18 protein-coding genes are annotated in these 20,425 nt (G+C 51.4%); 16 read left to right on the forward strand and 2 right to left on the reverse strand.

What is annotated here, in order from left to right; genetic code table 11:
* The first annotated feature begins 189 nt into the window (after positions 1 to 189).
* The 16 genes from H7688_RS14065 (at position 190) to H7688_RS14140 (ending at position 18,113) form a co-directional block, all read left to right on the forward strand.
* The gene (locus H7688_RS14065; RefSeq protein ID WP_183361789.1) at positions 190 to 1,044 is read left to right on the forward strand and encodes a glycoside hydrolase family 2 TIM barrel-domain containing protein; all 855 of its coding nucleotides are present in this window, start codon (positions 190 to 192) and stop codon (positions 1,042 to 1,044) included.
* Positions 1,045 to 1,060: 16 nt separating this feature from the next.
* A complete protein-coding gene (locus H7688_RS14070) occupies positions 1,061 to 2,512 on the forward strand; it encodes a lipopolysaccharide biosynthesis protein (protein ID WP_183361790.1) in 1,452 nt (483 codons plus the stop codon).
* The gene (locus tag H7688_RS14075) at positions 2,509 to 3,684 is read left to right on the forward strand and encodes a glycosyltransferase family 4 protein (RefSeq protein ID WP_183361791.1); all 1,176 of its coding nucleotides are present in this window, start codon (positions 2,509 to 2,511) and stop codon (positions 3,682 to 3,684) included. Before H7688_RS14070 ends, H7688_RS14075 begins: the two co-directional genes overlap by 4 nt.
* Positions 3,685 to 3,863: 179 nt before the next feature.
* Positions 3,864 to 4,925: an O-antigen ligase family protein gene (locus H7688_RS14080; protein WP_183361792.1), complete on the forward strand. Its 1,062-nt coding sequence runs from the start codon at positions 3,864 to 3,866 to the stop codon at positions 4,923 to 4,925.
* Positions 4,926 to 5,705, forward strand: a complete 780-nt coding sequence (locus H7688_RS14085; protein WP_183361793.1) for a glycosyltransferase — start codon at positions 4,926 to 4,928, stop codon at positions 5,703 to 5,705.
* Between the two features lie 50 nt (positions 5,706 to 5,755).
* Positions 5,756 to 6,916 (forward strand): glycosyltransferase family 4 protein, encoded by a 1,161-nt coding sequence (locus tag H7688_RS14090; RefSeq protein ID WP_183361794.1) that lies wholly within the window; start codon positions 5,756 to 5,758, stop codon positions 6,914 to 6,916.
* Positions 6,913 to 8,091 carry a nucleotidyltransferase family protein gene (locus H7688_RS14095; RefSeq protein WP_183361795.1) on the forward strand — a complete coding sequence of 393 codons (1,179 nt, stop codon included), beginning with the start codon at positions 6,913 to 6,915 and terminating at the stop codon, positions 8,089 to 8,091. Before H7688_RS14090 ends, H7688_RS14095 begins: the two co-directional genes overlap by 4 nt.
* Complete coding sequence (locus H7688_RS14100) at positions 8,088 to 8,756, forward strand: dTMP kinase (protein WP_183361796.1); 669 nt, start codon at positions 8,088 to 8,090, stop codon at positions 8,754 to 8,756. The genes H7688_RS14095 and H7688_RS14100 overlap by 4 nt, the downstream gene beginning before the upstream one ends.
* A 14-nt stretch (positions 8,757 to 8,770) precedes the next feature.
* Positions 8,771 to 9,952 carry a phosphotransferase gene (locus tag H7688_RS14105; RefSeq protein ID WP_183361797.1) on the forward strand — a complete coding sequence of 394 codons (1,182 nt, stop codon included), beginning with the start codon at positions 8,771 to 8,773 and terminating at the stop codon, positions 9,950 to 9,952.
* Positions 9,953 to 9,999: 47 nt separating this feature from the next.
* Positions 10,000 to 11,172: a glycosyltransferase family 4 protein gene (locus H7688_RS14110; protein WP_183361799.1), complete on the forward strand. Its 1,173-nt coding sequence runs from the start codon at positions 10,000 to 10,002 to the stop codon at positions 11,170 to 11,172.
* A gap of 37 nt (positions 11,173 to 11,209) precedes the next feature.
* Positions 11,210 to 12,409 (forward strand): carboxylate--amine ligase, encoded by a 1,200-nt coding sequence (locus tag H7688_RS14115; RefSeq protein WP_183361801.1) that lies wholly within the window; start codon positions 11,210 to 11,212, stop codon positions 12,407 to 12,409.
* Position 12,410: 1 nt separating this feature from the next.
* Positions 12,411 to 13,055: an HAD family hydrolase gene (locus tag H7688_RS14120; protein ID WP_183361803.1), complete on the forward strand. Its 645-nt coding sequence runs from the start codon at positions 12,411 to 12,413 to the stop codon at positions 13,053 to 13,055.
* Positions 13,056 to 13,080: 25 nt separating this feature from the next.
* On the forward strand, positions 13,081 to 14,250 hold the full coding sequence (locus tag H7688_RS14125; RefSeq protein ID WP_183361804.1) for a LegC family aminotransferase: 1,170 nt from the start codon (positions 13,081 to 13,083) through the stop codon (positions 14,248 to 14,250).
* 67 nt (positions 14,251 to 14,317) lie between these two features.
* Positions 14,318 to 15,505, forward strand: coding sequence for a UDP-N-acetylglucosamine 4,6-dehydratase (locus tag H7688_RS14130; RefSeq protein WP_183361805.1), 1,188 nt, complete (start codon positions 14,318 to 14,320; stop codon positions 15,503 to 15,505).
* 3 nt (positions 15,506 to 15,508) lie between these two features.
* On the forward strand, positions 15,509 to 16,186 hold the full coding sequence (locus H7688_RS14135) for a sugar transferase (protein WP_183361806.1): 678 nt from the start codon (positions 15,509 to 15,511) through the stop codon (positions 16,184 to 16,186).
* A gap of 262 nt (positions 16,187 to 16,448) precedes the next feature.
* Positions 16,449 to 18,113, forward strand: coding sequence for an MraY family glycosyltransferase (locus H7688_RS14140; protein WP_183361807.1), 1,665 nt, complete (start codon positions 16,449 to 16,451; stop codon positions 18,111 to 18,113).
* 88 nt (positions 18,114 to 18,201) lie between these two features.
* On the opposite strand, the gene H7688_RS14145 is transcribed toward H7688_RS14140, so the two are convergent.
* Together H7688_RS14145 and H7688_RS14150 are read right to left on the reverse strand one after the other, a co-directional pair.
* The gene (locus H7688_RS14145; RefSeq protein ID WP_183361808.1) at positions 18,202 to 18,432 is read right to left on the reverse strand and encodes a hypothetical protein; all 231 of its coding nucleotides are present in this window, start codon (positions 18,430 to 18,432) and stop codon (positions 18,202 to 18,204) included.
* Between the two features lie 1,245 nt (positions 18,433 to 19,677).
* Positions 19,678 to 20,055, reverse strand: coding sequence for a hypothetical protein (locus tag H7688_RS14150; RefSeq protein ID WP_183361809.1), 378 nt, complete (start codon positions 20,053 to 20,055; stop codon positions 19,678 to 19,680).
* Positions 20,056 to 20,425: the final 370 nt, after the last annotated feature.

The following is a 20,425-nucleotide window of genomic DNA, read 5'->3' on the forward strand; positions in this document are numbered from 1 at the left end:
GCGGCAGTTATGTTGACTAAATTGGGGCAACATGTTAAGACTGCCTAAGTTCCAAATGGCGCTCTGTGTCTGCTGCTGATAGGGTTTTTGTGTTGATTGGACGTTGAAGCTTGACTGCTGCAATGTCGGGATTTGTAGCCGTAATGGGTCAGGCCGGCAATCAGTCGGAGGGGGACCTAGGGAGGGGTTATGAGAAGGATCGTTCTTGCTATTTGCACAGCCTTCGTCTTCGGTACGGTAGTAAACGCTCATGCTGTAAATGTCGGCATGTACGGACTGACGGTTGCCGACAGTGCCGACGAGTTCATGCAGATAACTAAGAGTAACGGCTTCGGTCTCATCTACTCGGGTTACGATATTGCTTCGCTTAACAAGGCACAGACTTACGGCCTCAAGTGCTTGGTCAACTTCAACGTATCCGCATCAATGGCCTCTGACGAGACCCAATGGAAAGCTTTCCTGAATTTGTTAAGGTCCAAGGTGACAGAGCTTAAATCTCATCCAGCAATCTATGCGTGGTATCCGGTCGACGAACCTGACGGCCAAAGGATCTCTCCTGCAAAGATCAAGGAGATGGTAAATATCATCCGCTCTGTTGATACCAGTCACCCAATTATGACCGTAGTTTACGACTCGACCAGATGGGGTAATTACCTTTCGTACTTTGACATAATCGGTGTTGACCCTTATTTAAAGCTCACTCGTAGAGGCGACTATGAAAAACCTGAAGTGGTAGCCACTGTTCTCAAAAAGCTTAAGTCTGATCTGAATAAGCTTAAACTGAGGAAGCGGGTGTGGTCTGTCCTTGGTGCTTTTGATCTTCAGCCGAAGGACTCGGACGTTGTTCCTCCTTATAGAAAACCTACTCCTGAGGAATTTAATGCTATGCTGAAAATGGCTATTGATGAAAAAGTAGATGGTATTTTGGTGTACAGTTTGTACGCCGCCAAAGACAATCCGACCTACAAAAGATGGAACCTACCGGTGGACGATCCCAATCTGTGGCAGGCCGTAAGGAAGGTTCCACAGGTTGTCAACAAGTAGACAAGCCTTCATCGTAATGTTGAGGAAAATCCTAAACCGGATAACCAACAACAATTTATTCCTGAAAAATGTACTGGTCATGGCTGGTGGAACTCTGCTTGGGCAGGGGCTTGTCATCATAAGCTCCCCCGTGCTAACCCGGCTTTACTCACCGGATGATTTTGGCGTTCAGGCCTCCTATGTCGCGGTGATCTCCGTTATCTCCGTGATCGCCTCCCTGCATTACGAACTCGCCATACCACTTCCTAAAGACGATGAGTCTGCGTTTAATGTCGTTATCTTGGCCCTCGGAATTGTTGCCGTCCTCTCCGTAGGGGTTTCGGTTGGCCTCATTCTTTTCGGGCAACAGTTCTTTGAACTTATGCATGCCCCGATGTTGCGCGGATTTCAATGGCTATTTCCCTTAACTCTTCTGGGTACCGGCATATATCAGGTTTTTAGTTACTGGGCCATACGAAAAAACAACTATTCGCTTACCTCGAAAACTAAAGTGAGCCAAGGTTTTGGTCAGGTTGGTATCCAGGTAGGGTTGAGTTTTTTCAAATCAGGTCCTTTCGGCCTGATATTGGGGCAGGTTTTTGGGCAGGTGCTTGGTGCAGGTGTGCTGGCCCGGTTCGCCTGGAACGACGAAAAGAGGCTGTACCGCTCCGTTAGTCTGGATAAGCTGAGATCGGTAGGCTACCAGTATCGAAAATTTCCTTTGTACGCTTCTTGGTCAAGCCTAGTAAATGCCGTAAATTCGCAGGCACCAGTTTTTATTTTGAATTACCTCTATGGAAGTCATGTTACTGGCTACTACGCCTTAGGGTACCGGGTCTTGCAGATTCCATTGCGGCTTCTGGGGCAATCCATCTCACAGGTCTTCTTCAATTCCACAGCCCAGGCGCACCGAGATGGTAAGGTTGACGAAATTACGCGAAACGTTTTTGGGGAGATGGTGCAGTACAGTGTTCCAGTTTTTCTTGTCCTAGGACTTGTTGCACCGGAACTTTTCGCAATCTGCTTTGGGCCAAAGTGGGGTGACGCCGGCGTTTACGGACAGATTTTACTGCCCTGGATGTTTCTTGTATTCATCTCAACCCCACTTTCGATGTTGGTTAGTGTCCTGCAAAAGCAAGGTGTTGAACTTGTCTTTCAGATTTCCTTTCTGCTGCTCATGGTTGCCTCATTTTTTGTAGCAAAACAACTGGATGGCGCGTATGCGCTAATTGCACTCATCAGTGGAGCAGGTTCTTTGTGTATGGCGGTTAAAGTAGGTTGGCTGATCAAAATTTCCGGCAACTCCCTCTATGCCGGGTTGCTCCAGATAGCCAAGTCTTTTGTATTCAGTCTCCCTGTCGTTATTTTAACACTTGTGGCTAAAAACCTTCATATATACGTTGTTACGATTACCGTTGCGTTTCTGTCTCTTGCGCTTGCGTTATTTGTACGCTACTCAAGCGCTGTCAAAAAAAGACCAGTACATTGAAAAAAGTACTCTTCATATCAGAGCAAATTCCTTTCAGGCAGAATGCCGGTCACAGGGTCCGCATCTTCAATCTACTCAGGTGCCTAGAGGGATCCGTGCAATTGCACTGTGTCTCGCTTGAGGCCGTCGAACCGTCTAGCTGCGAACTCGACATCAAATGTGAATTACACCATGTGCGACTGCAGCGTCCCAAGTTACTCAAGAGCTTTGCTAACCTGTGGCGTCGGTTGATGCCTTATGCCTCAGAACGAAAGGCCATAAACCAACTTATAGATCTGGTAACACCCGACGTGGTATGGCTTGAATTTGGGTTCCTTGGGCACCTGATCCCGATGATACGACGGAAAGAGATTCCTGTCGTTATGTCAACCCACAATGTTGAATCCTATCTTTACCAGATGGAGTGGCTAAAGTCCTTTTCCGCGTTTCAGAGGATCGTGCGACTGCCCTTCCTGGCTTTGAACCGGTTCCACGAACGGTACTTCTTCAGACTGGCTGACAAGGTTGTAGCGATAAGCGAAAAAGACTGCATGTACTACCGGCATTTCATACCCGAAGGGCGACTGTCTGTCGTTCCAAATTTCAGAATCAACGACTTCGGTGCGGTGCCAAAATTAGAAGCGCCAAGTCCCTATTTGTGCATTGTAGGGAGTCTTGGTGCTTTCCAAAACTATCAGGGTGTTGTCTATTTTGTCCAATCGGTATGGCCTCGTCTCAAACTTCGCTATCCTGAACTTTTACTGTACATAGTAGGGGCGCCACCGCGACAGGACACGCCACAGGCAACTGCGTTGCGGGATTTGGCAACCGGTTCTCCTGGTGTAATCATGACAGGGGAGGTCGATTCGACCATTCCCTATGTAAAAGGAGCTATAGCTTCGGTAGTGCCAATCTTTGACGGGAGTGGTACTCGTACAAAGGTTGTTGAAAGTGTCGCCTGTGGTGTTCCTGTAGTGAGTACCACAATCGGAGCCGAAGGACTTCCTTTTGAAAACGGTCAAAGTATCCTCATCGCGAATTCTGTCCAAAGTTTTGTTGATTCGCTAGTTGCACTTATTGAGAATCCCGAACTCGGAGAGAGTATTGCGGCGCGTGCTTATAAACTTTACGAGAAGGATCTTGGCTATGAAGCCAACAAAGCAAGGCTGGAGTTACTGTTGGGGGTAAGGTGAAGAATACAGGGCTTTTCTCTAACAGTTTTATAGCTACGATATTACTTTGTTCCGTATTAGCCTTGTTTGGGCTGAGTGTGCCTCTGTACTCATACTTGGTCTTGTTTTTGTTCGGGTTTTCACTTTTTGCACAAATTTGCGTTCGAAAAAGAGGCCTTGTCTTTGGTGATAAAAAGTTTTTGGTACTGTCACTGTTTTCAATCAGCTACTATACAATCTTGCTAGTTCACGGTTTTATTGAACCTTTCCCTGCTATTCAGTGTGTGCTGGCTATAAATCTTGCTTACCTCATTGGGTTTAATTCGGGAGACGATACCATCGCATCATGGCCACATGGTTTATGCTGGGTTTTCCTTGCCATGATAATGGGCCCTACCATTTTTTCTCTGCTCAGTACTCAGACTTCACTTGATTACTATAGCTCATTTGAAACATTCGACCGCGAGATTCCCGGGTATTGGCTAGATGCTGGCAAAATCACCACAACAATTTTCGGTACAATGACAGCTCCAGCGTGCTGCCTTCTGTCAGTTACGCTGCTCGGATTCAAGGAATCTTCAAAAACAGACAAATATAAGTTGATGTTTTTTTGCGGCATTTTTAGTCTTGTTGGAATCTATGTTAATTTGATTCTGCAGAACAGGATGCCTCTCGTGACGATGGCCTTTGTCATTATTCTAGCTTTTGTTTATTACATTTTCACTGACCGGAAGAACTATCGGACCGTTTTTTATGCCCTGTCTCTTTTCTTGATCAGCGCGACGGTATACTACTATTTTCAAGACTATATTCAGGACTTTTCCATCATGAACCGCTTCAAGGAGGAAAAGTTCGACAACCCGCGCTACTCTGCCTGGTTCACCATGCTGTCCGGTGGATTATTTAATGTATTCGGGGGCAGAACTGCGGACCTTGGAAAACTGAAGTATGCCCACAATTTGTGGCTTGATGTTTCTTATGACGCCGGAATCGTTCCATTTCTTCTCCTGCTTGGATTCTATCTAGCCCACTGCAGGTCAGTTTTCACTGTATTCCGGAGCAACTTACCGAACCTCGTGACCCTTTTTATTTTCGTAATTTGGGCGTCAACGCTAGCCAGTTATTTTTTTGAGCCCGTCATCCAGGCTTCGCCGATTTTTTTCGCTCTTAACAGCTTCTTTTTCGGCGTTATCTCAAGACTTGAAATCCTTGCGCATGGCACAGAACCCTGTGTTCTAGCTTATCGGAACGGTGGTAATTGAATGCTCAGTATAATCACTCCTGTTTTGAACTCAGCCGAGTACATCGAAGAAAACATCAGGGCCATTTCCAAACTGCCTTTTGAACATGAACACATCATTGTTGATGGAGGATCGACAGACGGTACACTGGAAATTCTGGATAATCATCGAACAAATATTCGGCTACTCAGCCAGTCGAAAAACAACGGCATGTATGGGGCCATAGACGAGGGTTTCAAATGTGCAAAGGGGAAATACATCACCTATGTGAATGCTGATGACCGTCCGTTATCCGACGGCTATATAGCTATGTATGCCGAGATTACCTCTGAACGTTGCGATTTCGTTTACGGAGATTCGATACTTTACTTTAAGAATGAACGACGATTGCAACGTTTTCACGGGAAGCACTTCGGAAAATTCCTTCTTAAAAACGGGGTAATGCCTTTCGTGCAACCAAGTTCGATGTACACAAGGGAACTCTACGAAGAGGTGGGCGGCTTCAATCACGAAACGTTCAGAATAATCGGTGATCGTGATCTTTTTCAGAGAATGGCCTTAACCCAGGCACGTTTTAGATATCTTCCTGTTGACGCCTCCATTTTTTTGAAATATGGAGCGTCCTTGGCTGATAGAAGTCGTGACCGACATCTGATTGAAAGGAACTTTTGCATTAAAAATAACGATAGGGGAATGTGTCGGGTCGTTTTTCATATTTCCTCTCTGTATTCCCGGTTGGTCAGGTCAGGTCGGAACCAAGGAGGAGATCTTCTGCAACTCTATTCAGACGGGCAGCGATGACTCAGGGAGGCTGCCGTGTTAAGTGGTTCCACAGTTTAAGGTAATCTATCTTGAAAGTATTGCTCAATGCACTTAGCGCTCGTCGTGGCGGTTCAAGGGTCTTTGTCACAAATCTTGTACCCGCCTTGGCTGCACTCGACTCTGAACTCCAGATCCTGGTCATCTTACCTGAATCGGAGGCAACCTATTTCCCTGTTCCATTGCCATCCAATGTCACCGTTCTGCATTCTGAGAATGTTATAGGCGTCCGGAGGCTATTTTACGAACATCTTCGGGTACCTCTTTTGTACGCTCAACATCGGTGCGACTGCTATTTTCAGGCGGATGACACCCTCCCTCCACTCATTTATCCCTTGGCGCGAAAGTCCATAGCCGTATTCCACGAAACGCTCACCTTGCTGCTGCCAAAACTTGCCGGTGATAGCATGTTGAAGCTGGGCTACTGGCGCCTTCTCAAAAGCCTTGCCTTGAAATGGGCAAGCGTTCCCGTTGCCATGTCTTATTGCGAGAAGGGGGAATTAGCACGTGGCAACGGCAAGGTCTTCAGAAAAACACGTGTTATTTACCATGGCATTGATGTTAGTAAGTTTCACTGCCGGACGTCGCAGCTTTTGGCTGATGCCGGAGATGAAGAGCCCAAAAATCTTCCATCTTCCTTTATTTTATCTGTCTCGACTAGGAACCCACACAAGAACTACTATCGGGTGGTCAAGGCGTACGCGCTGTTGCGAAGTCAGGGCAAGATCAATGAACATCTCGTATTGATTGGAAGTCCGGTGTGGGCGAGTGAAGAAAAACGGATTCAACAGCTCATAGAAACTGCAGGGATTTCTGAGTACGTGCATCTATTTGATAAGTTGGATAACAAACTGCTCCCTGCGGTATATCAACGGGCGCGCGCATACGTATATGCGTCCTTATACGATTCGTTCGGGTTTACACCACTGGAGGCAATGGCCTGTGGAGTCCCGTGCGCCGTATCTCGTTTCAGTGCGCTCCCCGAAATTTGTGGCAGTGCCGCTGAGTACTTCGATCCGTTTAATGTTGAGGACATGGCTGAGGCTATTGCAAACATACTTAATAACGAGGACAGACGCAGACAACTGATTTCATCAGGACTTGAACAGAGCTCCCAGTTCTCATGGCAAAAAGCAGCACAACAATACCATTCTCTCCTGACTGCAGATATGTCTTGCGATCGCTGTGTATGAGTAAACACACCCAGGCAATCAGAACTCTCATTTCCCAGATCGTCCGAAAGGAGCTATCACCTTTTCTGCCGCTTTTCAATCGGCCGCTTCGCAAAGATCCGGCTATAGCCGACAGTGCAATGTCGATAACAGATTTTTGGGAGATCGCCCAAAAAAACAAGCTGGCGCCTCTACTCGCTGAGAGCCTGTTGAGGATATCAGGCAACCTTGTCACGACAGCACAACGTACTGCCATGGAAGAACAGGGTGCGAAACTTAATCTGTACCTGAACGAGTTACACGGCCTTTCCCTTGTTTTTCAAGAAGAAACCGTTTCGTTGATTGTTTTGGAGAATGGCGGCCTAGCCTTTGGTGTACATCCTGTCTCCACAAACTACAGTTTCGGAGACTTTGATCTATTGCTGGCCATCTCGGACCTACGTCGCGCTCACGAAATCTTGGTTCAGCGCGGTTACCGTTGCCTGACTGCTTTTGATGCAGATAATTCGACAGGTTTTAATATGAGCAGTGGTCGGGTGCAATATAAGCGTGATATCGCCACTGGATTATCATTGAGCCTCAACATACAGACTACCTTTGTGGCCAGAAGGTGGTTATTCTCCGGCAATGAGCCTGACTTTGCCATGTTGCTACAAAGATCTCTTGGCCCGCATCCGGGTGGCGTACGGATCCTCGGGCGCGAGGACTTCTTGCTTCAGTTGTGCGTACACAATGCTGCTCACAGCTACCTGCGCAATCCAGGGATCAGACTCCACCTTGACGTTGACTGGTACCTTCGGTGTGTGGGCGAAGAAGTGAACTGGGATAATTTCATCGTGATGGCGACTGCATTAAAATTGAAAACTGTCGTCTATCTCTCACTGTTGATTCCTCAGGTTATTTTGGGGAGTCCGGTACCGCAAGTGGTTCTCACAGCGCTTGCTCCTGGACGCGTTAAGGGAGTCGTGCTTGCGAAGATTCTGAGTAAGGGAGATCTACTCGCACCGCAGAAAAGGCAATTCCACAAATCGTCATTTATCCTTTTCAATCTTCTGTTGCACGATGATCTAGCCTCCCTTGCAAAATCGGTGATCCCGACACGCGAGCATCTTTTATCCTGTTGCGGCCTGACTCCGGGCGGTTCGCGAGCTAAGTTTCTCTTCAAGCACTACCTCAGGGGGGGGCACACCAGATGAAAAAATTTCCAACCCTCATAGTTTTCTCAGGTATCGACGGTGCCGGCAAGTCTACTCAGATTGCGAACCTCTCTTCCACTCTCTCCGAGAGAGGTAAAAGACCGGTGTGCCTATGGTCCCGGGGAGGTTATACCCCGGTTTTCCACGCGGCCAAAGTTTTTGCACGGAGGGTTCTTGGGAAAAAAGTTATCCCGACCGGGAGAACCGAAGCGCGGTCCAAGACCTTGGGCAAGGGATGGGTTCAGACCGTTTGGCTCATCCTTGCCCTGGCCGACCTGGCGCTGCTCTATGGCATTTACGTTCGCTGGCTTCGCTTGTCTGGACGAGTTGTGATAGCCGACAGGTACCTGTACGACACCTGGATCGATTTCACGCTTAACTTCCCGAATTCCAGGTTTCAGGAGTGGCTGCTCTGGAAGTTTGTAACGTGGGTGACTCCATCTCCAGATCACTCCTTTCTGCTACTCATTCCGGTCGAGGACTCTCTCGTTCGCTCGCGACAGAAGTTCGAGCCTTTTCCGGACTCCGAAGAAACCCTGCTTCAGCGGCTTACCCTCTATCATAAACTGAAGCAGAACGAGGCCTGGAGGACAATCAACTGTCTACGCTCCATTGAAGATATCTCGGATGAGATTCGCCAGACAGTCTTTGCCGGTGAACAATGAGAATTAGTGACCTAATGCAACGTGAACCATTTGGTTCCATCCTCGAAAGCACCCTTACACACTTTTTCACGGTTCGGCAGGGGAGGGTGCATCACGTCACTTGGTGCTCACGAGACATTCGACAAGAAGCTGCGGGACAGAAGTGGCTGTGTAATCCGTACCTCAATATCATTTTCAGGCCTGATGTCGAAAAAGAACCGCTGTTGCCCGCTCGATATGAGTTTTCTAGGTCCACACGCCCTTGGCGTACGCCGCTTAACTATGTCTACTCGTTGCTGGCGACGAATCGGCTCTCCTCGCGACTGCTGGCTACTGCTATCGTCGAAATCGAACCGCCTCTTGCCAATGCTGAGCAGATGATCATCATTGGTGGGAATCACCACCTAAGGCTGCTGGATTACGGCCTGAATCGTTGTTTTGTAGTGGCTAAATGTGGAGCACCTACAGTCTTTCTGACCAATGAACTGGCCGTTCGTCACCGCTTCAGTTACTTGCCGATCCCAGACATCCTAGAGTCCGATGCTGACAATGGCTGGTACAGCGAAAGACTCATTTTGGGTACCCCGATTAACCGGTTGCGGAATCGACAGATAGCTGCTCGTGCTATTCAACAGGTGATGGATCCCTTGTTTACCATGTACACAGAAACCCAGGAACTCTGCCCCAGGGACTGGTATAGAACAGAATTAATGGACAGGATCGCAGGGCTTATAAAAAAGAACACCCTCTTGGATGGCTCGACACGGGATCTCCTAGCCAACGCCTTACCGCGACTCTTCGCCAAAGTAGGGGGGCACGGCATAATCGCCACAACTCAGGCGCACGGTGATTTCCAACCGGCCAACATCCTAGTTGGAGAGGGAGGGCCTTGGTTGATTGATTGGGAATATACCTGCCGACGGCAGGCCGGCTACGATGCCTTGGTTCTGGGGTTACGAACCCGCCAGCCCATAGGTTTGCCCCTGAGGGTGAAGCAGGCTCTAGACGGGATGCTACCAGATGATGGGATACTGGCAGGTTGGCCGCCCACAGACTGGAAGGATGGCTCAAAACGCCCGGCAAACCTTGCTTTATTTCTTCTTGAAGAACTCGAGGGGAAATTGCTGGAGAACGACAATCGTAACTTTACCTCACTTGAACAAGGCTTGAGGCTGTTCATGGACAACCTGCTGCCGGTCCTGGAACTGCTTCACTAAATGTTTTTCAACCATGCTCTATAGCCGGACACCCGATGAGGGCAGAAATGATTTCAGGCCTTAAAATCCTGGTGCTAGCACCGTTCTACCATGAATCCAGCGCCAATCGTCCCCGTATCGTTGCCGAGGTCCTGGCCAAGTTCGGTGATGTTGATATTGTCACTACCGACTTTGACCATCTTACCAAGCGGAGATCGCTCCCCCTCGAGTACAAGGATTCCCGCTTTTTACACCGTCTTCCGACCTTGCCTTATTACCATAACGTAAGTATCGCGAGGTTCGTTTCCCATTTCTGCTTTTCAATTAGAGCTTGGCTTTTTTCAGTCAGATCGCGTCACACGTACGATGTCATCTATGCTTCTTTGCCACTCAATCTCATTGCGTGGCTGGTATTCAGGTCACACCGGCAGCAACTACGAATAGTGGATGTGGTAGACATCTGGCCTGATGTTTTGCCCTTCAAGGAAGTACATCGCAAGCTGCTTGGACCTTTGTTCCGGCTTTGGAAAACATTTTTCATCGGTGCCGTGTCTAAGGCCGATCTGCTTCTTTCGGTCTCCGACCGGTTTCTTGCGGACTCTCTTCCTTTTTTCAGAGCTCCCGCTTCCTGTGCGGCGAGAGTGTATATCGGCTGCGAGGGGCTTCCCAAGGGGAAGCGGTTGGGCGGTGATCTGCTAACGCTTGCCTACATTGGTAACATAGGCCATGTCTACGACTTCGAAACACTTTTGGACGTGATGATTGAAAAAAAAGGTTCAATGAGGCTATTTATCGTCGGTGATGGGGACCGACGTGAGTGGCTGATTACTCGGCTGCAAGAACACCAGTTACCCCATAAATATTTCGGTCCGGTCTATGACCCGTCTCTGTTGTCAGAGATTTTTGCTCAGTGTGACGCTGGGTTTAACGGATATAAGAATACCAGCGCAGCATTCTCTTATAAGGCCAATTCCTATTTTGCAGCAGGGCTTCCAATTTTGAACTCCATGACCGGGGACCTTGAGACACTCGTGGCTGAGCAGGGACTAGGATTCAACTATAATTCTGGTGACGTCGCATCCCTTGCGAAGGCTGTGGCAAATTTGACTGAGGGAGATAGCCAATTCCTGAGGCGGAACGTAGCAACCTTTTTTGAGTCTGAACTAGATCTAGATCGGGTGAAGGAAAGCCTTGAAAACTTTTTCAGGATTCACTTTTCCGGTTTGCAACGGCCTCAATGACGAATGAACTTCTTGCCAAGTTTTACCGAGACAGACTATGAATGATGTTTTGATAACGTATGGTTGGGTGCGTTCCTCTTATGCTGCGCTGAGGAATCTTGCCGCGCATGGTCTCAGAGTCACCGTCTCGGACAGCCACCGCTTCGGCATGTGTCAAAGTTCCCGGTTAAAAAGCGGTTTCGTGAACTACCCCTCGCACTACGAGGATGAAGAAGCCTTTGTAGATGCCATCGCTGGGCACTGCAAAGAGTTGAACGTCCGCCTGTTGATGCCATCGCACAACGAGACAGAGGTTCTGGCGCGCCACCGGGAGCGGTTCCCGGGTGTGCTCGGCTCGCTGCTCCCGGATGCCCGGCACTGCGCCATTTTCAACAACAAGGCTCGCTCCTACGACCTCGCCGACTCCGCAGGCCTCAGCACCGCCGCACGCATTAGTTACCTGGATCCGGCCGAACTTGCCGGCTCAATCAAAGCTGCCGGCATCGGAAAAACTGTGATCAAGCTGCTGACCGGCAACTCGGCCAAGGGCGTCTTCTATGCCGAGACTCCTGAGGAAGCTCAACGGACCGTCCAGAGGCTGATCCGGGAGTACGACCTGGAACCTTCCCGGTACCCACAGGTCGAGGAGCGTATCTACGGAGAGGGGTGGGGCTGCTCTGCGCTTTACTGGCACGGTCAGCCGATCACCTTTTTCTGCCACCGCAGACTTCGTGAAAAAATTGCCACCGGTGGTACCAGCACCTTCAGGGAGTCGGCTCATAACGAACAGTTGGTTCAATTCACCGCGGCGCTGCTCGGCAAAATTGGCTGGCACGGACTTGCCATGGTCGAGTACAAGGTTTGCCCAATAACCGGAAAGATATGGTTCATAGAGGTTAACCCGCGACTGTGGGGTTCCATCCCTCTCGCCATCAGCGCAGGGGCCGAATTCCCCTACTTGGCTTGGCTCTGCGCTACAGAGGGACCGGATGCTGCGCTGAAGTACCACCAAGACGACAGGGTTCTCATGCACTGGCGAGGTCGCTGGTTTCTTGGTGATCTTATGCTAGCAGCGACGCAGACGCTCCAAGGAAAGCCGCTACAAGCATTGAGTACAGTGTGCTCCGGTAAAACAGACGCATTTGACGATCTTTTTCTCGATGATCCCCTTGCCTTTGTGGGTGAAATACTTCACTATGGGAGCCGTTTTGTCGCCTCGCGCAGCCTTAATCCAGCAGAAAAAGGAATGGTTGGTTAGGATGCAGCGCCTTATTTTTGATTTTGACGGAACGATAACTTCGCGGGACACTACCAGGTTCCTGGTTGCTGAACTTCTGCGTGCCCGCCCTTGGAAAACTCCGGTGGTCGCCGCTCAGTTGGCCCCGCTCATTGCTGGCAGGTCAACTGATGCCATTCAGTCATGCAAGCTGCGCTGCATCGGGGAGGCCATTCGTGGTACAACAGAACAGCAGCTCTCTTCTGCCTTGGATCGTTTCGCGAGCAGGGTCCGTGCGCTTTTTAGGCCGGAACTGATAAAGACCATTGAGCAGCACCGGGAGGCGGGGGGCGAGGTCATTCTCGCCAGCGCCTCTCCTGGCTTCGCACTCCGGCCGCTTTTTGCCGAATATGGCCTGACCGTTATTGCTACCGAGTTCGAGTGCCGAAACGGCATCTTTACCGGGCGAACCATCGGTTCTTCCTGCTTTGGGGAGGCAAAGGCTGAAGCGGTTCGTAACTACCTTCATAGCACAGGCGATAGGGAAGTTGCTGCTGCCTGGTCTGATTCAATAACCGATTTGCCGGTCATGCTATTGGCCCGCGACCGGGTGTGGTATTGCTCAGCGGACCACGCGCAGAAGATGCGCCAGGCGGACCCCGAAGGTAACTTCGTGATCAGCCCCTGAATTTTGAAATTGCCGGAGTCCCCGCATGAATCCCCTTGTTGATACTATCGTAGCCGCTCTGGCCGCAGTTCTTGAGAACCCGGCCAACTTCGTACCGCTTCATATCCCAGAGTTCTCCGGAAACGAGAAGGCTTACCTCGCCGATTGTATCGACTCCAATTTCGTCTCCTCCGTCGGGGCCTACGTCGACCGGTTCGAGGAGATGCTTGCGGAGTTCACTGGTGTGAAGAAGGCGATCGTCACGGTCAACGGTACGGCCGCCCTGCATGCCTGCCTGCACCTGGCGGGTGTGGAGCCGGGCGATGAGGTGATGGTACCGACCTTCACCTTTATCGCCACCGCGAACGCCGTCTGGTACTGCGGCGCCACCTCGCATTTCGTCGATGTGAGTGAGGAGACCCTGGGGCTGGACCCGTTCCGGCTCAGAACCTACCTTGAAGAGATTGCCCAAGTGCAGGGTGGCGTCTGTCGCAACAGGAAGACTGGTGCACGTATCCGCGCCGTCGTCCCCATGCACAGTTTCGGGCACCCGGTCGACCTCGATCCTTTGGTGCAGCTGTGCGAAGAGTTCCAGTTGGTGCTCATCGAAGACGCAGCAGAATCTCTCGGCTCCTACTACAAAGGCGTTCACACCGGCAGCTTCGGGGCCTGCGCAGCTCTTAGTTTCAACGGCAACAAGATCATCACCACCGGAGGCGGCGGGGCTATTCTGACCAACGACGAGGAACTCGGCCGGCTCGCCAAGCACGTCACTACCACGGCGAAGGTGCCGCACCGCTGGGAGTTCAACCACGACCGGGTCGGCTTCAACTACCGGATGCCCGCGCTTAACGCTGCCCTTGGTTGTGCCCAGCTCGAACAGGTCCCCGGATTCCTCGCTCGTAAGCGAGTGCTGGCCGCCAAGTACCAGGAACAGTTCGCTGGGATCAATGGTGTCAGGTTTTTCACGGAGCCCGGCTTCGCGACCAGCAATTACTGGCTTAACGCCCTGGTTCTCGAGGAAGAGCGCGCCGAGTTGCGGGATTGCCTCTTGGAGCAGACCAACGAACGCGGCTTGATGACCCGACCGGCCTGGACTCTGATGCACCGGCTCCCGATGTTTTCCAAGAATCCTCGAATGGATCTCTTTGTTGCTGAAAGTCTGGAGCGTCGCTTGGTGAACATTCCGAGCAGCGCCTACCTTGCCGGAGCCTGACGGGGGAGAGGGGACCAAAACTTGCTATCGGGTACCGCGCCATGCGGGGCCTTACCGGAGAGGGAACATGGACATCCTAGATCTTATCGGCAGACGTGAGGAGCTTTTCGTTCAAGATATCGCCAGCCACGAAGCCGAGCTTACTTCACTCGTACAACAATCTTCCTTCCTTATCCTCGGCGGCGCCGGATCCATCGGCCAAGAGGTGGTCAAGCAGATCTTCAGACGGAGTCCGCAGCGGCTGCATGTCGTTGATATCAGCGAAAACAACATGGTGGAACTTGTCCGGGATGTGCGCAGTTCCCTTGGATATATCCCCGGAGACTTCCAAACCCTCGCTCTGGACTCGGGGTCCCCGGAATTTGAGGCCTTTCTCGCCACCCAAAATAGCTACGATTACGTCCTGAACCTCTCTGCTCTCAAGCACGTGCGGAGCGAGAAGGACCCCTTCACTCTGATGCGCCTTGTGAATGTGAATATCTTCAACACCGATACCTCACTGCAGCAGGCTATCCGCATGGGAGCCAAAAAATATTTCTGCGTCTCCACCGACAAGGCTGCCAATCCCGTTAACATGATGGGTGCCTCGAAACGGATCATGGAGATGTTCCTGATGAGGCGCAGCCTGGAAATCCCGGTTTCCACGGCGCGGTTTGCCAACGTTGCTTTCTCGGATGGCAGCCTTCTGCATGGCTTCAATCAGCGCATCATGAAGCGCCAGCCGTTGTCGGCCCCACAGGACGTGAAGCGCTACTTCGTTACTCCAGAAGAGTCTGGTGAGCTTTGCCTGCTCTCCTGTTTGCTGGGGGAGAACCGGGACATTTTTTTCCCAAAACTGAGCGAACGGCTGCACCTGATAACCTTCGCGGAAATCGCTGTGAAGTACCTGGAACAAAGAGGCTATACCCCTTTCCTTTGTTCGACCGAGGACGAGGCACGCGAACGCGTCACCGAGCTTTCCGTGCAAGGAAAGTGGCCTTGCTACTTTTTCGACAGCGATACCACTGGCGAAAAGGATTTTGAGGAGTTTTTCATGGCTGATGAGCATCTCGACCTACAGCGCTTCCAGTCTATCGGAATCGTGAAGAACGAGGCGCTTTTCGATCCGGCGTTGCTTGACCTTTTCGTAGAGAAGATTGCACTTCTAAAAAAACGCGGGATGTGGACCAAGGAAGAGATGGTGCAACTCTTCACTGTCATGATCCCTGAGTTTGGCCACAAAGAGACGGGGAAATACCTCGACGGACGGATGTAAACCATGAAACGATTAGTCGATCTTGCTTGTTCGCTGGCTGCACTTTTGGTCCTCTCACCTCTGTTCATCCCGGTTATGATCATCCTGCGTTGCACCGGGGAGGGCGAGATCTTCTACCGCCAGGAGCGGATCGGCTTGGGCGGCAAGCCCTTTGGGCTCTACAAGTTTGCCACGATGTTGAAGGACAGTCCGAACTTGGGAAAAGGGCTCTTCACCACCGAAGGTGACCCGCGCATTCTTCCTTTTGGACGGTTTCTTCGTGCCACGAAGATCAACGAGTTGCCCCAACTCCTCAATATCGCAATTGGGGATATGAGCATCATTGGTCCCCGTCCTCTGGTTCCTTCCCAGTTTGCCATGTACGCGCCCGAGGTGCGTGCGGACCTTAGCCGGGTACGCCCGGGTCTCTCGGGTATCGGATCCATCGTCTTCCGCGACGAGGAAGCTATCCTTACCAAGAGCCCGAAGGGATACTTGCGGTGCTTTAAAGAAGACATCACCCCATACAAGGGTGCTCTTGAACAGTGGTACATCGAGAGACAAACAGTTTTTCTTGATCTGCTCCTCATTGCGTTGACGGTTGCTGCTGTGTTGGCGCCGTCCAGCAATCTCTTTCAAAAAATTCTCAAGGACTTACCGGACCCTCCCTCTGAACTAAAATGTCTGTTGGCAACAGAATAGGCCGCACCTGCGAGCTACCGCTTTGTCCGTCTCCATTCTAATGGTCAGGAGACACCTGCCCGCCAGCCACTGTCGTACCAACCGCGTTGCTTTGACAGTTATCTCCTACCGCGCCAGTCAGGACAATCCCATCTTCTCTCAATACATGTGAACGAGTTAAATGATTTGTCAGTTGACCTAGAAAAATATGGTATTCTCAGTGTGCTGACATTATAATGCACCAAAACCAGCCTCTACCGATCGTGCAGCACCTTGGTATGAAATGCCATCCATCTACGTCTTTTACATATTTCTCACGTCATTATTTACCTCGCTCGTTTTGATCCCCAACATCTCGCGTCTTGCCGTCTCCATTGGTATCTTCGACGAGATCAACGAGCGGAAGACCCACACTGGGGCCGTGCCGCGTCTGGGGGGGATTGCTATTTTCTTTGCGCTCCTTCTGGGGGTCATTCTCTTCACCGAGATTGACCGCGGGATGCGGGGGTTCCTGGCTGGCGGCCTCGTCGTCTTCCTCACTGGCCTCACTGACGATCTGGAGCAGATTACCGCGGAAAAGAAATTCCTCGGCGAGGTGATGGCTGCCCTCATCGTTACCGTTGTCGGTGACATCCGCGTCACCAGCATCGGCGACCTTTTTGGCAACGGGGAGATCCTCCTCGGCTTCTTTTCAATACCTTTCACCATCTTTGTCATCGTGGGGGTGATCAACTCCATCAACCTCCTGGACGGGCTCGATGGCCTGGCCGGAGGAGTTACCGCCATTGCCGCGGCGGCCTTTGGATTCCTGTCGTACATCGCAGGGGATAACATGATGGTCGGCGTGAGTGCGGCGCTGCTTGGTGCGGTGGTGGGGTTCTTGAAGTTCAACAGCTACCCGGCCCGCATTTTCATGGGGGACGGCGGAAGCCTCTTTCTTGGCTACTGCCTCGCCGTACTGTCGGTGCACCTGGTGCAGCACAACTATATGTCGGGGGTGGGGTCGGAACTGACCCCCTTGATCATCCTGGCCGTGCCGGTATTCGATACCCTGTTCGTCATGGGGAAGCGACTGGTCAACGGCAAGAAGATGTTCAGCCCGGACCGCTCTCACATCCACCACCGCTTCATGGACCTGGGCCTAGGACACAAGACGACGGTGATCCTGGTCTACGGGTTGAGCTATTTCCTGGCGACCTACGCCGTCATGTTCCGCCTGCTGCCGGACCGTGTGCAACTGATCAACCTGGTCCTGCTCCTGGTGTTCTTCTGCCTGGCCAACTGGGCCCTCGCCAAGCTCCTGGAAGGGAAAGACCACCGGTTCCTGCGCGACGACCACGCCTTGATAAATGCCTTCTCCTACCGCTGGATGGTAAAGTACTCCCATTACTTCCTGCTTACGGTACGCTACCTGATTCTCGTTATCCTGTTGCTGCCGCTTTTCATCATCACCGGTCCCTCCAATCTTGCCAATTCCTCGGTGGCCTGGCTCCTGATCGTTGCGACCGTGGTTCTTTTCCTGCAGACGGCTGATCAGGGAAACTTCTTCCTGCAGATCCTCATCTACTTCAACGGAGCCTTTCTCATTTACGTGGTGGAAAACAGCGGGCGCGAGGTCGAGCTGCTCGATGTCCCGGTGACGTTCGTCTCGAACTTCCTGTTTGCCATGGTCCTGGTCTGCGTGCTCATTCTGCTCATGCTGCGGAAAAAGACCAAGTTCCTGATGGACTCGCCGTTGGAGTACTTCATCCTGTTTATCGCAGTCACCATTCCCCTGCTGCCTACCTCGTTCATTGCGCCGGTGCACCTTCTGAGTGTGGCCGGGAAGTCGATGATTCTCTTCCTGGGGCTCAAGATGGTGGTGCTCCTCGAGGCTCGGCGCAACCGGAAAATCCTTGCCGCGACCATATTGAGCCTGTTTTCCTTGGCGGTGAAAAGTTTTCTGTAGGCTGTTCAAATCCTGCACAAAAGAAAAACGGCAAGGCCATAGAGGCCTTGCCGTTTTTCTTTTCGTGGTACTGTCGTGGTTGCGGAGTCTAATCCCCAGGAGGGACCGAGATCAGCACCGTACGTGCGCTCAGATGACGACTGCTCATGAGCAGCAGCGAGAAGAGTAGCAACAGCCCGAAGAAGAGGACCGAGGTAGCGATACCCCCGGCCAGCGCAAGCAGGCTCGCCAGGATCAACAGGCACCAGATCGGCAGGTTCGCCATGCTGAGGTTTAGTGCCGAAGCGGTGGTCGGTGCGATGGTCGTCGTATCCTTCATGGGGTGGCTCCTTGGATTGTGATTGTCCCGGTCCTTCTTCGGCCCGGCGTGGAAAAACTTGAACAGTTTTTTTAGATCCACGTCACTCGCCCCCTTTTGGAGCAAGTATAACCACCCATTCAAAATGCGCACCTCTTTGGCGCCTTATTCAGGAATTTCCTAACTGTAGAATAACGCGAATTAAATCTGGCACGGTAGGGTATGCCGAGACTCCGAATGGAGTGAAATGGGCTGTTCGGAACTTGCGCAGTGTTTAGATGTTGAACAGCGATCGCTGACAATTAGTTTTTCGGCCGGTGCGCTGGGGTTCCGTCCAGGGACCTGAGAGAACCCGCCCCTGTTTTTCTACGAAGATCTCCACGTTCTCACCAAACCTCCTCCAGGCCATTTCATAAAACCCGCGACCAGGCTGTTGCCGAGGTGTTCAGGCAGAAATCCTCAAGGTTATGCTTGTTGGTCCTATTGTTAAGCTGAACCCCTCGCCGGTAAAAGCTATACGTGATCGTCATCAAGCTAAAATCGGCGCTGGTAGGCTGCACGAGGTCGTCCTTAAACTAAGATTCTCCCGGGTAAGCTGAAAGGGGGCGTCCTTAACCTAGCTTCGCCCGTAGGTAAGCTACCCGGCGTGAAATTAGCCAAGGTGACGCCTGCGTAAGCTCGCACGGGGTGGAGTTTCGTTTCGCAGGGGCTTAGCTAAGCTAACGCAGGGGAAGATAAGCTAAGTGTGGTGGCAGTTAAGCTAAGTAAGATCGTAGTTAAGCTAACTGCGACCGTGTTTAAGCAATACGCGCCTTTCATTTGAGGGAGGAGTCGCGTTGGGTAAGCAAAACCGACCTGGTTTTTCACTAAGTGAGGGGATCGGAAGAAATATCGTGGGGTGAAAATGCTTATTCTCCGGTTTTTTATGCTGAATCAGGGGACGATTTGGAGCAACGAGGCTCGCATCGGCTTATCTGCACCTCACGCTCGGCTGTGAAGCGCTTTTTTAAGCTAACATCGAGGCCACTTAGCTTAACGTGACCCTCACATTAGTTAACGCACCCCTTACTTAAGAATAAGCAGGTCATGAATAGCTTAAATCGGGAAGATTAAAGAAGTAGCTCGGGGAAGGGCGGGGTTCAAAGCCGGGACGAAAAAGATCCGGCAGTCCAGTCCCCTAATCAAGGGGTGGAACTGCCGGAGAGAGAGGCATGGAGCAAGAAACTACGAGGGCAGGTGGGGCAGGGGGAGGCAAGGTTCCTGCGGCTAGGTGGCCGGAGCGGGCTTCAGGGTTCTACGCGCACGGGTCTTGGACTTTTTGGTTACCACGCCGGTATTCAGCAACAACTGGATATCGCTTTGGTCGGCAAAGATCGCCAGGTAGGAGAGGATCTTCTGGATCATGACGTTGAGCGCCTTGCGCGCCTCCTTGCGAGACGCTATGTCGATTCGGTTGCCCGTGATACCCCCTTCGAAGGAACGGCGGTACCCGTCGTAAGCATTTTGCAACGCGCTCTGCGATCCGAGTTCGTCGCGCCAGCTGTTTTTGAAGATACCCAGGGTGAACAAGGTCGTTAAAAAGACGTTGCTGTTGGCGAGAATTTTTGCGTCGGTCCCGGTTGTGTCAAACTTGTACGCGTCCATGACGTACCTCCTTTTAGGTGGGTGTGAATTTGTATCGTTGGAAACGCCTAATCCAATAACGGTGCCAATTCCCCCGTAAGGCATGCCAGAGCGTCGTAGTGCCGCGGTTTTGTTTATCCTTTACTGTTTTCTGCCCAGATGGGACACGATGTCTGTTCTACCCTCTGTTGCACCTTGCCTGAACATCTTTTCACCACACGATTGGCTATATGGTTGGAAATAATTAACATGCAAGGTTTGAACAGCGTGATCAAGGGTGCTCCACGCTGTCACCCCAGAGGAAAATCAAAGGCGGGGAAACATAAAAAGTGGGATTTGCCACGGAGCGACCAAGGGCACGAAGAAAGGCGCTGCTCTGGAGCGGTCGCCG

It is taken from the genome of Geomonas limicola, assembly GCF_014193675.1.
In the GTDB taxonomy this organism is placed as follows: domain Bacteria; phylum Desulfobacterota; class Desulfuromonadia; order Geobacterales; family Geobacteraceae; genus Geomonas; species Geomonas limicola.